Annotated in this window: 10 protein-coding genes and 2 pseudogenes; 9 read left to right on the top strand and 3 right to left on the bottom strand. The window is 42.8% G+C overall.

Annotation, left to right across the window (positions count from 1 at the left end):
- Window positions 1–135: 135 nt before the first annotated feature.
- From BLQ16_RS09850 to BLQ16_RS09255, 9 genes and pseudogenes are all read left to right on the top strand, one after another.
- Window positions 136–273 (top strand): annotated as a pseudogene (locus tag BLQ16_RS09850) (transposase); the annotation flags it as partial.
- A gap of 430 nt (window positions 274–703) precedes the next feature.
- On the top strand, window positions 704–1975 hold the full coding sequence (locus BLQ16_RS09295) for an ATP-binding protein (RefSeq protein ID WP_091792447.1): 1272 nt from the start codon (window positions 704–706) through the stop codon (window positions 1973–1975).
- A 130-nt stretch (window positions 1976–2105) separates the two neighbouring features.
- Window positions 2106–4112: a type I restriction-modification system subunit M gene (locus BLQ16_RS09290; protein ID WP_091792446.1), complete on the top strand. Its 2007-nt coding sequence runs from the start codon at window positions 2106–2108 to the stop codon at window positions 4110–4112.
- Entirely contained in the window at window positions 4109–5494 is a 1386-nt protein-coding gene (locus BLQ16_RS09285; RefSeq protein WP_091792445.1) for a restriction endonuclease subunit S, read from the top strand. Before BLQ16_RS09290 ends, BLQ16_RS09285 begins: the two co-directional genes overlap by 4 nt.
- 2 nt (window positions 5495–5496) lie before the next feature.
- Window positions 5497–6531, top strand: a complete 1035-nt coding sequence (locus BLQ16_RS09280; RefSeq protein WP_091792444.1) for a virulence RhuM family protein — start codon at window positions 5497–5499, stop codon at window positions 6529–6531.
- Between the two features lie 2 nt (window positions 6532–6533).
- On the top strand, window positions 6534–9593 hold the full coding sequence (locus tag BLQ16_RS09275) for a type I restriction endonuclease subunit R (RefSeq protein ID WP_091792443.1): 3060 nt from the start codon (window positions 6534–6536) through the stop codon (window positions 9591–9593).
- A 312-nt stretch (window positions 9594–9905) separates the two neighbouring features.
- Window positions 9906–10289, top strand: a pseudogene (locus tag BLQ16_RS09270) (type I restriction enzyme endonuclease domain-containing protein); the annotation flags it as partial.
- 116 nt (window positions 10290–10405) lie between these two features.
- Window positions 10406–11323, top strand: a complete 918-nt coding sequence (locus BLQ16_RS09265; protein WP_091792442.1) for a restriction endonuclease — start codon at window positions 10406–10408, stop codon at window positions 11321–11323.
- A gap of 333 nt (window positions 11324–11656) precedes the next feature.
- Window positions 11657–12151 carry a hypothetical protein gene (locus tag BLQ16_RS09255; protein WP_091792441.1) on the top strand — a complete coding sequence of 165 codons (495 nt, stop codon included), beginning with the start codon at window positions 11657–11659 and terminating at the stop codon, window positions 12149–12151.
- Between the two features lie 993 nt (window positions 12152–13144).
- On the opposite strand, the gene BLQ16_RS09245 is transcribed toward BLQ16_RS09255, so the two are convergent.
- The 3 genes from BLQ16_RS09245 to BLQ16_RS09235 form a co-directional block, all read right to left on the bottom strand.
- Complete coding sequence (locus BLQ16_RS09245; RefSeq protein ID WP_091792439.1) at window positions 13145–13531, bottom strand: DUF5684 domain-containing protein; 387 nt, start codon at window positions 13529–13531, stop codon at window positions 13145–13147.
- Window positions 13532–13870: 339 nt separating this feature from the next.
- Complete coding sequence (locus BLQ16_RS09240) at window positions 13871–14938, bottom strand: hypothetical protein (protein ID WP_091792438.1); 1068 nt, start codon at window positions 14936–14938, stop codon at window positions 13871–13873.
- A gap of 601 nt (window positions 14939–15539) precedes the next feature.
- A partial coding sequence (locus BLQ16_RS09235; protein WP_200781918.1) for a transposase occupies window positions 15540–15738 on the bottom strand: 199 nt, incomplete at its 5' end.

Raw genomic sequence — 15738 nt, 5'->3', positions numbered from 1 at the left:
TTGTTCGCTTTAGCATGAATAAACCACCAGCTATGCTGGTGGTAGGAATAAAAAGCTTTAGCTTCAAGTAAAAAAAGAACCTCCTATGATAAAATTATTGTGTTATCGGCAATAAAATATCAAGGAGGTATCCATATGGATAAGAGAAGCTTAGCACATACAAGTTGGAATTGTAAGTATCATATCGTGTTTGCGCGAAAGTATAGGTGACAGGTTATCTACGGGAGATTGAAAGAAAACATAGGAAAAACGTTAAGAGACCTATGCAAGAGAAGTAGGTCAAATAAAGTATGAAAATAGGCGCTTTAGCGCCAACTGGGGATTTGTTGCAAGAGAAAGAAATTCAGAGCACGTGAGTGCTGCCAGTAATAGCCCCTTATAGGGGCATAACAAACCACCGGCTAAGCCGGTGGTTCTGATTTATATAACATTCCTTTTATGCGGATGTCATTCGTTCATGGTGTTGCTTCGGACTCAGGCCTTTTAACAATGCGTACCAAGTTGGGTCTTTTGATTGCAAAAAAATAGACCTACTATGTATATTAAGGGCTTCTTTATTAGGCGTTTTATCATAAGTACAGAAATATATAAGAGTGAACAGGCAAACACTTGAATCAAAAAAAGACAAATACTTGAATTGAAACTGGATAAATACTTGAACAACTGATAAAATTGACTGAAGTAATGGGTATGGGAGGAAATTATGAAAGAGTATTTACCCAGAATTGCAGATAAATTGTTAGAAGAACGATTAGACGCAAAGGGCGTAGTCTTAATTGAAGGCCCTAAATGGTGTGGCAAGACAACAACAGCGAAACAAAAGGCTAAAAGTTTTATCTCTATGGACCAACCTGATATGACTAGACAGTATCAGCAAATGGCAGAGCTTTCTCCTAATACTTTGCTTGAAGGAGAAACGCCAAGACTAATTGATGAGTGGCAAATTGCCCCTAATTTATGGAATGCTGTGCGTTATGAGGTTGATAATAGAGACGAATTTGGTCAATTTATTTTGACAGGCTCAGCAGTACCGAATGAATTTGATGATTCTATGCATACAGGTACAGGAAGAATTTCTAGGCTTTTGATGAGACCTATGAGTTTATATGAATCGAAGGATTCGAGCGGCGAAGTTTCCATTAAAGATTTATTTGAAGGTGAAAACATCTCAGCCATTGATGAAACGAGTCTTGAAAAAATTGCTTTTCTAATTTGTAGAGGCGGATGGCCAAAAGCGATCGGTTTAGCTGAAAAACCAGCTTTATTCCAAGCCCTAGATTATTTTGATGCCCTTGTGTCTACTGATATTAGCAGAGTGGATTCCATAAAAAGAGACAAAGAAAGGGCTAAGAGATTACTTAAATCCTATGCAAGACATGTAGGTACGCAAAGTTCACTAGAAACGATTAGGAAAGATATGTTAGCTAATCAATCAGATACATTTGATCAGGTAACACTTTATTCTTACCTGGATGCCTTAAGAAAAATATTTGTTATAGAAGATTCTCCCGCATGGAACCCGAATTTAAGGTCGAAAACATCCATACGTACAACAGATACCAGATATTTTTCAGACCCATCGATTGCAACAGCATCATTAGGTATGGGTCCTAACGATTTACTAAATGATCTAAACACCATGGGATTTTTATTTGAAAACTTATGTGTTCGTGACTTAAGAATTTATACAGACTTTTTAGATGGAACAGTTTATCATTATAGAGATAGGTACGGACTAGAATGTGATGCAGTGATTCATCTAAGAAATGGAGCTTATGGACTTATTGAAATTAAACTCGGTGGCGATAAATTAATTGAAGAAGGCGCTGAAAGTTTAAAAACTTTAGCATCTAAAATAGATACAAAAAATATGTCCAAACCATCATTTATGATGGTATTATGCGCCAAAGCACCTTTTGCGTATAAAAGAAATGATGGTGTTTACGTCCTACCTATTACTGCTTTAAGACCTTAATAGTTTTTAGTGCCTATAGACATTATACGTTCTACGAATACTGACTACTCAAGCTATGTAGAGATGGTGGTATTGCTGTCAAGGGAGATCGATAGGCAAAACCTACCACCGATCAAAGGAGAAAAAACAAATGGATAATCAGATTCATAATCAAATAGTGAGTTTTATATGGGGAATTGCGGACGACTGCCTGCGTGATGTTTATGTGCGCGGGAAGTATCGCGATGTGATTCTCCCGATGACAGTTATCCGGCGCCTGGATGCCATGCTGGAAGAGAAAAAACCGGCAGTTCTGGCAATGAAAAAGCAACTGGACGCTGCCAAGATCGATAATCAGTGGCCTGCGCTGTGCAATGCAGCGGGACAGGCTTTCTGCAATGCATCTCCCTTTCTGCTGAAGGATTTAACGAGCCGGTCCAAGGCACAAACCTTGAAGGCTGACTTTATCGCATATCTTGATGGCTTCTCGCCGAATGTTCAGGTGATACTGGATAAGTTCAAGTTCCGTAACCAGATCGACACGATGGTGGACGCGGATATTCTTGGTGCGGTCATTGAGAAGTTCACATCTTCCGATATCAACCTGAGTCCAAATCCGATTTATAAGGATGAGGCAAAGACAATCCTCAGGCATCCCGGTCTTGATAACCACGGCATGGGAACGATCTTTGAGGAACTGATCCGCAAATTCAACGAAGAGAACAACGAGGAAGCCGGAGAGCACTGGACACCTCGTGATGTGGTTGAGCTTATGGCTGACCTTATATTTATTCCAATTGCTGACAAGATCAAGGATGCTTCTTATTCCTGCTATGACGGAGCTTGCGGCACGGGAGGGATGCTTACGGTAGCGCAGGATAGACTTTTGACGATTGCTAAGAAGCGCGGCAAAGAGGTGGCCATTCACCTGTTCGGACAGGAAATCAATCCGGAAACCTATGCCATTTGTACTGCGGATATGCTTTTAAAGGGAGATGGCGAAGAAGCCCAGCACATCATGTATGGCTCTACCCTTTCGGACGATCAGCACGCTTCCCGCCAGTTTGATTTTATGCTTTCGAATCCTCCCTACGGAAAAAGCTGGAAGACCGACGCAGAGAAAATGGGCGGCAAAAAGGAAATCCTTGACACCCGTTTCAATACTTACATTGAGGGAGGAGAAGACCTCTCGATGATACCTCGCAGCAGCGACGGTCAGCTCTTGTTCCTTCTGAATAATGTCGCCAAGATGAAAAAGGATACCGAGCTTGGCAGCCGTATTGCAGAAGTCCATAACGGCTCATCCATATTTACGGGAGATGCCGGCAGCGGAGAAAGTAACGCACGCCGCTATCTGATCGAAAATGACCTTGTTGAAGCAATTATCGCCGCACCTGAGAATATGTTCTACAACACGGGAATCGGCACCTTCATCTGGATCCTGTCCAACAAAAAAGAAGAACGTCGCAAAGGAAAAATTCAGCTGATTGATGCGACGGCAATGAAATCACCGCTTCGTAAGAATATGGGTAAAAAGAATTGCAAATTTACTCCGGACTTGCGCAAAGAAATTGTTCGCATTTTCCTTGCCATGGAAGAAAGCGATGTCAGCAAGGTCTTTGATAACAATGAGTTTGCCTATTGGAAAATCACGGTGGAACGCCCGCTGCGCCTGCGCGTGTATCCTGAGAGAGGAATTCCAGCAGGCACTTTCAAAAAGACGGATGAAATAGCAAGTGTTAAAAAGGCGCTTGCCTCTGTTCCAAAAGACACACCACTCGATGATTGGACCGCCTTTGCCAAAGCCACGAAACTAAAAGCCGGCATTTTGAAAAAGCTGCGCCCCTTTATCACCGAGAAAGACCCCGCCGCAAAGCCCATTGAGGGCGAGCCGGATGTTGACCTGCGCGACACGGAGAACATTCCTTTCACCTATGAGGGCGGCATTGAAGCTTTCATGAAAAATGAGGTGCTGACCTATGCGCCGGATGCTTATGTGGACGAAAAGAAAACGGCGATCGGCTATGAAATCAGCTTCACCAAGTATTTCTATAAACCGGTGGAACTGCGCGAAATGAGTGATATTCTTGCCACACTCCATGAACTGGAGAAAGAGGCTGATGGTGTGTTGGCGGAGATCATGGAGAGCTTTTCATGAAGTCTTATAGTGAATATAAAGAGATGAATCTCCCTTGGCTTAAGACTATACCAGCACATTGGGAAATTAGAAGAAACAAGAATATTTTCACCGAGATAAAAGAGAAAGTCGGTGAACGTTCATCTGAATATACATTGCTTTCTTTAACACTTAATGGAATCATACCGAGAGATCTGGATGCAGGTGGAAAATTCCCTTCTGATTTTGGAAAATATAAGGTTATTAAAAAGGGGGATATGGTTTTCTGTTTGTTTGATGTAGATGAGACGCCGAGAACCGTTGGATTATCCAATTTTGATGGTATGTTGACAGGTGCATATACCATTATGGACGTTAACAATATCAATTCTCGTTATATCCTTTACTATTATCTGGCATTGGATAATGGAAAGTTGCTAAAGCCACTTTATACTGGTCTGCGTAAAACAATCAATGTCAACACATTCCAATCAACACAAATCCCCGCCCCTCCCCGCGCTGAGCAAGACCAGATTGTGCGGTTCTTGGATTGGAAGGTTTCTGCGGTCAACAGATTGATTTCAGTCAAGAAAAAACAAGTGATTGTCTATAGGGAGCTGCGCAAAGCAATAATAGACCAAGGTATGCTGTACGGGTTTAAAAACACTGATAGAAAAGATAGCGGTATTTATTGGCTTGGAGAAGTCCCTGCTACTTGGGATGTTTTGCCATTAAAACGTATTTGTAGAGCAAATGCCTCGATCTCAGATATTGTCAAGACGAAGAACGACTCGGATTTGGTTACGTTCCTTCCAATGGAAAATGTCTCTGAAACCGGCAACGTTGACTGCTCAATAAAGAAAAAAATAGCGGATGTACGAACGGGATTTTCCTCATTTTCAAAGGGCGATGTAGTTGTAGCAAAAATTACACCGTGTTTTGAAAATGGGAAAGGAGCTTGCTTAGATGATCTTGATACTGACATTGGGTTTGGTACAACAGAGTTTATTAACTTGCGTCCTTCTGAAAAAGTTCTGTCAAAATATCTTTATATGATTACCATGACAAGGCCATTCAGAAAACTTGGCGAAGAGGTAATGACAGGCTCTGCAGGCCAGAAGCGAGTATCTGTTAATTACATTAAGAATTTTACTCTTGGAATACCTGGTATTGAAGAACAGGAAAGCATTCTTGCCAAGATTGAACAGAGACTTGTCCAGATCGATAAAATTATAGAAATAGAGCGTGAAAATATTAAACATCTTCTGGAATTAAAAGCAAGGATCATTTCAGACGCTGTCACTGGCAAAATCGATGTTCGAAACATTACCGTCCCCGAATATGAGTATGTGGACAATGCCGCTGATGATGACAGCGAGCGCGAATCAGAAGTCAATGAAGGATTGAACGAAGAGGAGGAATAAGTATGGCCGACGAGAGAAAACTTGCACCCAATGAAAGTCAGGGTGATATTGTTATCTACCGGACGGAAGATGGCCATACGAAGATCGATGTACGCTTTGTGGATGAGACCGTATGGCTGAGTCAGCAGCAGATGGCAGAGCTTTTTCAATCTTCCCGCACCAATATTGTAGAGCACATTCAGCATATCTACGAAGAGGGTGAATTGGATGAAGCCTCAACCTGTCGGAATTTCCGACAGGTTCGCACCGAGGGCAGCAGGCAGGTCACAAGAGATATTCCGTATTATAACCTTGATATGATCATCTCTTTGGGATACCGCGTAAAATCCATGGTAGCCACCAAGTTCCGCCGTTGGGCAACAGAACGATTGAAGGAATATATGGTCAAGGGTTTTGCAATGGATGACGCGCGGCTGAAGGATCTCGGCGGCGGAAACTACTGGAAAGAGCTGCTTGATCGCATTCGTGATATTCGTTCCTCTGAAAAAGTGATGTATCGGCAGGTACTTGACCTGTATGCGACCAGTGTAGACTACGATCCGAAAAGTTCGGAGTCGGTCGCTTTTTTCAAGATGGTGCAGAATAAGTTACACTTTGCCGCACATGGTCACACGGCGGCGGAGCTTATCTGCGAACGCGCCGACGCGGATAAACCGTTTATGGGTCTGACTGCTTTCTCTGGAGATTTTCCGACGGCGAAAGATATCGGCATCGCCAAAAATTATTTATCGGAAGAGGAACTGCGGATACTCAACGGAATTGTTTCAGGATATTTTGATTTTGCAGAAGTACAGGCGCTACGCCATCGTCGTATGCACATGAGTGATTATGTGGAGCATCTGGACCGTATTCTATCTTCTACAGGAGAGCAGTTGCTCACCGGCGCAGGCAAAGTGAGCCATAAGCAAGCGATGGAAAAAGCAAAACAAGAATACCGGCGTTTTCTGGTGCAGAATCTGTCACCGGTTGAAGAGGCGTATCTGGAAACTATAAAAGAAGTCGAAAGTATCGCAAAGAAAAAGGCGAAGGAGGATTAACAATGGCTTTTACCAATACAAAGGAAAGTGGCCTTGAATCCTTAATCGTGAAGTGGCTGGTGGAGCAGAACGGATACGAGGAAGGAACGAACGCCGACTATAACAAAAAGTACGCTGTCGACGAGACACGTCTGCTTCGTTTTCTGCAGGATACGCAGCCGAAGGAAATGGATAAGCTGGGCGTGCTTATGTCGGATACGAAAAAACGGCAGTTTCTGAACCGTCTGTCCGGCGAGATTGCCAAGCGCGGCGTTATTAATGTGCTGCGCAATGGCGTAAAGGTCTATCCGGCAGACCTCATCATGTTTTATTTGACGCCGACTGAGAATAACCATCAGGCCAGAGCCATGTATGAGAAGAATATTTTCAGCGCGACAAGGCAACTACGCTACTCAGAGGATGCTGGAGAGCTGGCACTGGATGTCTGCCTTTTTATCAATGGCCTTCCGGTCATTACGATGGAGCTGAAGAATCAGCTCACCAAGCAAAACACAGAAAATGCTGTTCGACAGTACAAGGAAGATCGCGATCCGCATGACCCCCTATTTTCTTTCAAACGTTGCATGGTTCATTTTGCAGTGGATGATGCGACGATTCAGTTCTGCACGAAGCTTGCCGGGAAAAGCAGCTGGTTTTTGCCGTTTAACAAAGGCTATAAAGATGGTGCGGGTAATCCGCCCAATCCGGACGGCCTGATGACGGACTATCTCTGGAAGAAGATCCTTACCAAGAGAAAGCTATCCCGGATTATCGAAAACTACGCCCAGGTGGTCGAAGAGGTCGACGAGGATACCAAAAAGAAGTCCGTTAAGCAGATCTGGCCGCGTTACCATCAGCTCGACTGCGTGGAGAAGCTGCTGGCTGATGTGCAGGAGAATGGCGTCGGTAAACGCTACCTGATTCAGCACAGTGCCGGGAGCGGTAAATCAAACTCGATCGCATGGCTCGCACATCAGCTGATTGGGCTTGAGAAGGACGGCCGTCCAATGATTGATTCCGTTCTCGTGGTGACCGACTGCCGTATTTTGGACAAGCAAATCCGCAATACAATTAAGCAGTTCATGCAGGTCAAGAACACCGTGACATGGGCAGAGCATTCCGGGGATCTCCGTAAGGCGATTCAGGACGGCAAGCGCATTATCATATCAACGATTGAAAAGTTCCCATACATTATCTCTGAGATTGGACAGGAACATAAGAATAACAAGTTTGCCATCATCATCGATGAGGCGCACTCCGGTCAGAGCGGACGGAACTCCGCCAATATGAATCTGGCCCTTTCCGGCCTTGCTAGTGATGAAGACGCAGATAATGAGGATAAGATTAATGCCATGATGGAGGGGCGCAAGCTCGTCTCTTCGGCCAGCTACTTTGCCTTCACCGCCACTCCGAAGAACAAGACTGAGGAAATGTTCGGCCTTGCCTATGAAGAGGACGGAGAAATCAAGCATCGCCCCTTTCATGTCTATACGATGAAGCAAGCAATTCAGGAAGGCTTCATCCTTGACGTGCTGCGGAACTACACGACCATCGACAGCTGGTATAAGATCATGAAAAAGGTCGAGGATGATCCGATGTTTGATAAGAAGCGTGCGCAGAAAAAACTGCGTGCTTTTGTCGAGGGCAATCCGGACGTTATCGCTAAGAAGGCCGCCATTATGGTGGAGCACTTCCATGAGCAGGTCATCGCCAAGAAGAAAATTGGGGGCAAAGCGCGGGCGATGGTGGTCACGGCCAGCATTTCGAGATGTATTGAATACTACTATGCGATCAACAAGTGCCTCGCAGACCGACGCAGTCCGTACAAGACGATCGTGGCGTTTTCTGGAGAGCACAAATATAAGGGGCAGGAACCGGCATTGATGTCCGCATCTATGAATGGATTTTCAGACGCGAAGATTCCGAAAGAATTCAAAAAAGATCCCTATAGGATCCTGATCGTTGCGGATATGTTCCAGACCGGCTTTGATGAGCCGCTACTTCAGACGATGTATGTGGACAAGCCACTTTATGATATTGCTGCTGTGCAGACACTGTCACGCTTGAATAGAGCCTATCCCGGTAAGGATGAAGTCTATGTCTTGGATTTTGCAAACACGACGGCTGTGATTGAGAAGGCGTTTGCGAAGTTCTACAGAACAACAATTCTTTCCGGCGAAACCGATCCCAATAAGCTATACGACTTGATTGCCATTATGGATGACGATCAGGTCTATGATGACAGGGAGGTGGAACAGCTGGTTGACCTTTTCCTGAGTGGAGCAGAACGTGATCGTCTTGATCCGATTCTGGATGCATGCACAGCCGTATATAATCAGCTTGAACTAGATGATCAGATCAAGTTCAAGAGTGCTGCAAAGTCCTTTGTTCGTACGTACGGCTTCCTCGGCGCCATTCTTCCCTATGGAAATGTTGACTGGGAAAAACTGTCAATCTTCTTGCATTTGCTGATTCCGAAGCTTCCCTCGCCACGTGACGATGATTTTTCGGAAGGCATTCTTCAGACAATTGACCTGAAAAGCTATCGCAATGAGGCGCAGGAGGCAATAGCCATCAAACTGGAAGACGCTGACGCGGAAATTGCACCGGTACCGGCAGGAAAGGTCGGCCATATAGTTGGACCGGAAATGGATCCGCTATCCAAGATCATCATGGACTTTAACGATATGTTCGGAAATATCGACTGGAAAGACGCGGACAATATGCGGCGCCAGATTCTTGTTATTCCTGAGATGGTTTCGAAGGATAAAAAATATCAAAACGCCATGAGAAATTCTGATGCGCAGGAAGCGCGCACTGAAAGCGAACGCGCTCTGCAGCAGGTTATTTTTTCAATCATGTCTGATAATATGGAACTGTTCAAACAGTTTCAAGATAATCCGTCGTTCAAGAAATGGTTGTCCGATTTGGTATTCAATCTTACGTACAATAAGGGGGGCAAGGCGTATGTGATGCCGGGTGCGGAGTTGAAGGAAACAACTTATGCCGCTACGCCACAGCAGAAGTTGATGATGGCGGCCGAAGATCCGGCACCATATGAAGCGAAGAAAGAAAAGGAATAACGAGTAGGAGGTGTAAAGACTCCAGAGCTCACGAAGACGGCGACGGCTTCACAGATTGCAGCTCAGCTAAATAAAATAGTTGATGAGCACTTTCGTGCGTTGGACGAACGGCGTAATTTGACGGACTTTTGATATCAATCAGGAGGTATCGAGCCATGTTGAGTGCGTAGTATTGATGTCAAGAATAGATAAATAAGGGCCAAAAGTGGTGTGTTTTTGGGCTTTTGAGAGTTGACTGCCACCAAAGAACCTCATGAAAAAATCGGTTTTCTTGCATGGAAACATATCTGTTTCTTTAGTTCTATCGGGGGCATCATAAACCGGTACCTGAACGGAATGCTTACCAATGAGGAAGTCATCGAGGAACTCTTGAAAATGGCAAAGCAGATTCGTGATGCACATGAAGCCGGGGATGAACTGGGACTTTCTGAGGACGAGCTGGCATTCTATGATGCCCTTACCAAACCGCAGGCGATTAAGGACTTCTATGAAAATGATGAGCTGATTGCTATAGCAAAAGAGCTCACAGAGGCACTCCGAAAGAATCGGTCCATCGATTGGCAAAAGCGTGATTCAGCACGTGCCAAGATGCGCATGATGATTAAGAGACTGCTAAAGAAACATAAATACCCGCCGGAGGGCATGGATGATGCGGTTGCCACAGTAATGCTTCAGTGCGAGTTGTGGACGGACAACAATGACATGGATCATCGGGTGGTTATCTATAGTGAGGCTTTCAGTAAAGAATCCCAGGATTTACAGATGGTAGCGGAAAAACCTGCGCCATACGGAACAAATAAGGAGGATTAAAAATGGCAGTGCCAAAATACGATGAATTGATGAAGCCTCTATTGGCAGCCGTAAAAGACGGTGAGGTCTATAAAATTAAAGACGCTACTGCCGTGTTAGCTCAACAGCTAAATCTATCAGAAGAAGACCTCGCAGAAATGCTTCCTAGTGGCAGGCAAACCGTGTTTAAAAATAGGGTCGGATGGGCGAAAACCTATCTGAAAAAGGCTGGACTCCTTGATAGTCCTGTCCGTGCCACTATCGTCATCACTGAAGCTGGAAAGAAGGTGCTTGCAGAGGATCCGGAGAAGATAGACTCCAGATATCTTAAACGGTTTCCTTCATTTGCAGATTTTGTATCGGCTTCTGATTCAACAAATGAAGATAGTATAGTATCTACAGTTTCGATGACGAATGATCTTACACCCGATGATCAACTCGAAGACGCCTACAAGCAGATAAATGCAAGCCTTGCTTCTGATTTGCTGAGTGAGGTTATGAAAATTCCACCATACACATTTGAAAAGCTTGTTGTTGATCTGCTTTCGAAGATGGGGTATGGAACTGTGGCTTATGGAAGTCATGCAACAGCTGCTTCTTGTGATAATGGAATTGATGGCGTTATAATGGAGGATAAACTTGGTTTCTCGTTAATCTATATGCAGGCAAAGGAATGGGATCCGGATAGAGTTGTCGGCCAACCGGATATACAGAGTTTTGTTGGCGCAATTGCTGGGAAACATGGCGATGGACTTTTCGTTACTACAGCCAAGTTCTCGCAGAAGGCTAAGGATTACGCAAATGTTCACCACATTATTTTGATTAATGGTGAGAAACTTGTAAAACTTATGATTGAGTATAACTTCTGCGTGTCAACACGGAAAACATTTGAAATTAAATCAATTGATACGGATGCTTTGACTGAATATCAGGACGGATAATCCGCTTGTGAAAAAGAGAAAGGAGTGCTTCTCCTTGTCGGTTAAGATCGCAACAGAGAATGCGAATCTTGCGTACGGACACGGAAACCTAATTATAAAGACATTCAGGCAATCCGCCGATAGCGAAAGTGTTCCGAGAAATCGGACTTGCTGACGAGCTTGAAAGCGGTATGCGAAACAGCTATAAATACATGAAGATGTATTCCGGTGGAGAGCTTGTCTTTACAGAGTCCGATGTCTTTACGACAGTGCCTCCCTTTCCGAGGCGGCAACGGCAACAGTCGGGCCGACGAAAGAACTTGATTCAAGGGACCAAGTTAAGGAGATTATGTCATGGATAAATTAGAATCAGAAGTTAAAAATATTTTGAATGCTGATGAGAGAATTTTAAGTTTTTCTTTTGCAAAGAAAACTAAGTCAGCTTACTTTATACTAATAAAAGGTGAGAATGAATTTATTACCTTTAGAGTAAGTAATCATCCAACGAGTTCTTTTTATTCAAATAGGACTTTCAATAACAAGAAAGACTTGAATCAACTACTAGAAGAAATAAGAAATTATATGGATAAGTCAGACTGGTATATTTTCAAATATGAAGACTACTTTAGCTTAAAAGCATTATCTAAAATTCCGTTTAAAAGAATACAATTTTACATTGATAATACAATGGGTATTTTTGATCATTCATTAGGCGGACTTGTATTTTATCAAAGCAGAAAGTTTGGAAGAAACCATAAGGAATTTAACGTGGTGTCTGAATCATTTCAGAAGGAACTGAGAAAACTTTTCGCATCCGGTCTGATTAGTTCTCATAGAGAACAAATATAAAGAAAGATTTATAGACGATGAAAAGAATATTGACTATAGATATATTGAAGTGCCAGAAATGAATTAAAACGCATATTTTCATGCACTTAATGATAGATAAAATATAAAGGATTCATCCTTTATATTAAAAACGTTATTTCTAATGGGCAAAGCATTCAAAAAATACATTATAAACAGGTTTTTTCATAGCATCGAGGGAAAATATGTGTGAAAACATTTCTTTCTTCACTGACGTTTCAAATGATATTTCAGATTTGCTATCAGAAATAAAAGTATATTCATTGATAATCAAACTTAATAATGAAAGATACAGTTTTGCTTTCCGATTTGATAGGATTTTTTATTAGAAGGTAAGGATTGGACGAAAATGCCATCGCTGGTGTAGCTACTTTAAAAAAGCGAACTTGATACAAAGGAGTTTTATAGAGCATATGAAGTAACTGCATATAGACAAATTGATTATGGTTTATATTTTGCTGCGTTAAAAAATGTATAAGAAACCGAAACGACATATTAATAATATATATGCCATGGAGGGTACTATGCTTTTCATAAGAGATAACGAAGCAAAAGGCGAATAATAAAATAACTCTTTCCAAAATTGATAGGCTTCCTTTATGAGCGGCAGTGAAGAAAATCACTGTTCCTTATGAAGGGAGTTTTTATATGGGTAGAAAAGGCATAAATCTACCTACTACCGGCGAAGACTTTCGACCTGTCAGCAGACCTGGAGTCAAACGGACAGTAGACTGCCCGAGGGCATTGCTTGATACCAGGGTAGGCAATGTTCTCTTCTATATCAGCAGTAAAAACAGGCTGTTGCCTTCCCCTAGAGTGGGAAGCAATAAAAAACGACCGGCAACATTGCTGTTGCCGGTCGTTTTTATGGTTTGTCACTGCCTTCTTAACGGTAGCAGTTCATTGGCATGTGATTGAATCCGAAGCGTTTGGATTTAATAAAGAAACCATGATAAAGAAAGTGAGTTTTTCAATTTAATTATTTTGAGTAACTGTGGTGACGGGGACTCCCAGGTATTCTGAACTGTCAAATCCAAGTATCACATAGAAGATAGGAGACAAGAGTATCAAGCCGACGGCAAAACCAGTGCTTTTTCCAAAGGCTTTTGCGAGTTTTATCTGGGTCATGATGAGTATAACGAAGTTGGCGATAGGAATCAGCAAGAGAAGAAACTTGATGCCGCTTCCCCAGGTTATTTTAAAAAGTACATAGGCATTGTAAAAAGGGATTATAGATGCCCATCCCGGTTCGCCGGCTTTGCTGAACATCTTCCACATTCCTGCAATCATAACAAGTGCAACGACAATACCGATAATGAGGGTGAAAATATCTCCTCCGCCTGCTCCTCCATAAGAATCCATAAGACATACTCCTTTCATTCAATTATTTGCCGTGTGCAAAATAAGCGTCTTGAAGATGCTTTGCAGGGACGGCTTTTACCACTATAAGTTTATAGAAAGCATCAGCTGCCAAGATACTAAAGCAGCTGACGGCTATCTATCTTCGGCTATCTATCCTCAGACTGGTTCTGAGAATCCTAGGAAGGGTCATCTGGGTTGGAGTCTATAAAAAACGGTATCTGTGATTTGCCGTCTTTATCCGTCTTGACTTCAAATATACAGCCCCCTGCCGATCCAGGACGACCTTTTCTGCTCCAGATCTGCCTTCATATTCATAAATAAAGCCGGATGATCATTGGCTTATTCCAGGAATTCTGCACTCTTTACGATGGCCGTCACCATGTCAATAATCTTTTGCTTGCTCTTTTCATCGACTTTAATGGTGTCATCGCCACTTTCTATAAAAATGGACATTTCAAATAAGGGATATTTCTTAGCTTTGTTATCGGCAAGCTCGATGATGATCTCATCTCTAAAGTTTTCATAGTTGAACCGCGCCGCGGATGGATGACCGGCAATCTCCATGTCCTCATATCCTTCTTTTCCGTTGCAAGAAAAATATTCGTCAAGGTAGGATTTGCCGTCATTGTTTTCAGGCTTATACAGGGCGTCACGAACCAAGTCAACGCAGTAGACGGTGCCTGGGTTTTCAGCATCTTCGTATCGAAAGCGTACAGATTGTTCGCTATTGTCCAGATATTCTTCAGCTTTTATCGCGCCCTTTTCAAAAGGAATATCAAAGGGCCATTTAACCAGATGACTGCCGGTATAGGCCGCATCCGAAAAATCAGGTTTGTCTTTATATTTATTGTTATACTTAAAGCTGTTTATAATCGTTTTTTCTATTTTTCCAAAAAGCTCTTTGTCGGGTTCTTGACCTTTTTCAAGATTACCATTTGGTAGAATCTTTATTTCTGCCACATGGTAGCCATTCAAATATTCGTCGAGGCAAGTTCCGTAGTAGATATGATAGTCGTCGTTTGTGGTCTTAAGCCATTTCATTCCCGAATCGGATTCGACCACGCTTTCGTTTTCGTTCAGAGGATCTTTTCCGTCGACGGTAACCCTCTTATACAAATCTTCTCCGGCGGTCACTGTTACATAAATACGCCAGCTGTTTGTAGCATCTAAATCGTCACCTTGCGGGTAGTAACTAAAATCTTCCGAGGTTCCTCCAAATTTATCATCGACCACCTCCCAATCTTCTTCGCTGCCCGGCAAGTCAAAAGAGACTTCCGTTCCGATCTTGTCATTTTTGATTTTGTATTGAGTGACATTCTCGCCCCCGCAAGAACAGAGGGTCAAGACCAGCACCGTTGCGAAAATAAAGGCTCCACTCTTTTTAAAAGTTGAAAAATGCCTTTTCATGTTCAGCCCTTCCTTTCAAAGACAGATTCTTGGCATAAACTGACGCATCTTATGAAGTTAGGCAAATTATATCAGCCTTACAATTTCTCCACATCACCCGAAAGAATGAGATTTGAAGAAATTTTCAGTTTTATTTTAGAAAATCCATAATGATTTTTACCATATGGGACTAATATTTATTTGAAACGATGATAAAATGCACTTTGGCAGCAAGAAACACGCCATATCTCTTGCAGCCCCAAATGCTTGGCAGGAGACTTGATAATCTTAGCCCTTACTTGAGAGCTAAGCGCTTTTTATATTTAATCCTGCTCTCCTAGGGATTTACGAAGAGGAAGCCGGAAAAGGGTAGGGGCAGACTTTATTTTCGAATAATCGAAGGCAGCGAATCATAGAGAAAAATTAGAGAAAGGGGAGTTGGTTGCCGGGACAATGGATGCAGCGCCTCGGGTTATCTACCGGATGTAAATCAGAACCACCGGCTTAGCCGGTGGTTTGTTATGCCCCTATAAGGGGCTGTTACTGGCAGCACTCACGTGCTCTGAATTTCTTTCTCTTGCAACAAATCCCCAGTTGGCGCTAAAGCGCCTATTTTCATACTTTATTTGACCTGCTGACCCGTAAACGGGTCGATGAATTCTTTCATACTTATCTGATCCGCCAAATAGTCTTCTTCCAATTGGTTTTTGATATACTCTTGGATTTTTTTCGCATTTTTTCCCGCGGTATCGACGTAGTAGCCTCTACACCAGAAATGCCTATTTCCGTATTTGTACTTTAGGTTTGCGTGTCTATCAAAT

Source organism: Peptococcus niger (assembly GCF_900101835.1).
In the GTDB taxonomy this organism is placed as follows: domain Bacteria; phylum Bacillota; class Peptococcia; order Peptococcales; family Peptococcaceae; genus Peptococcus; species Peptococcus niger.
Note: the sequence above shows the minus strand (reverse complement) of the source record. Positions and strands in the feature narration are given on the sequence as shown.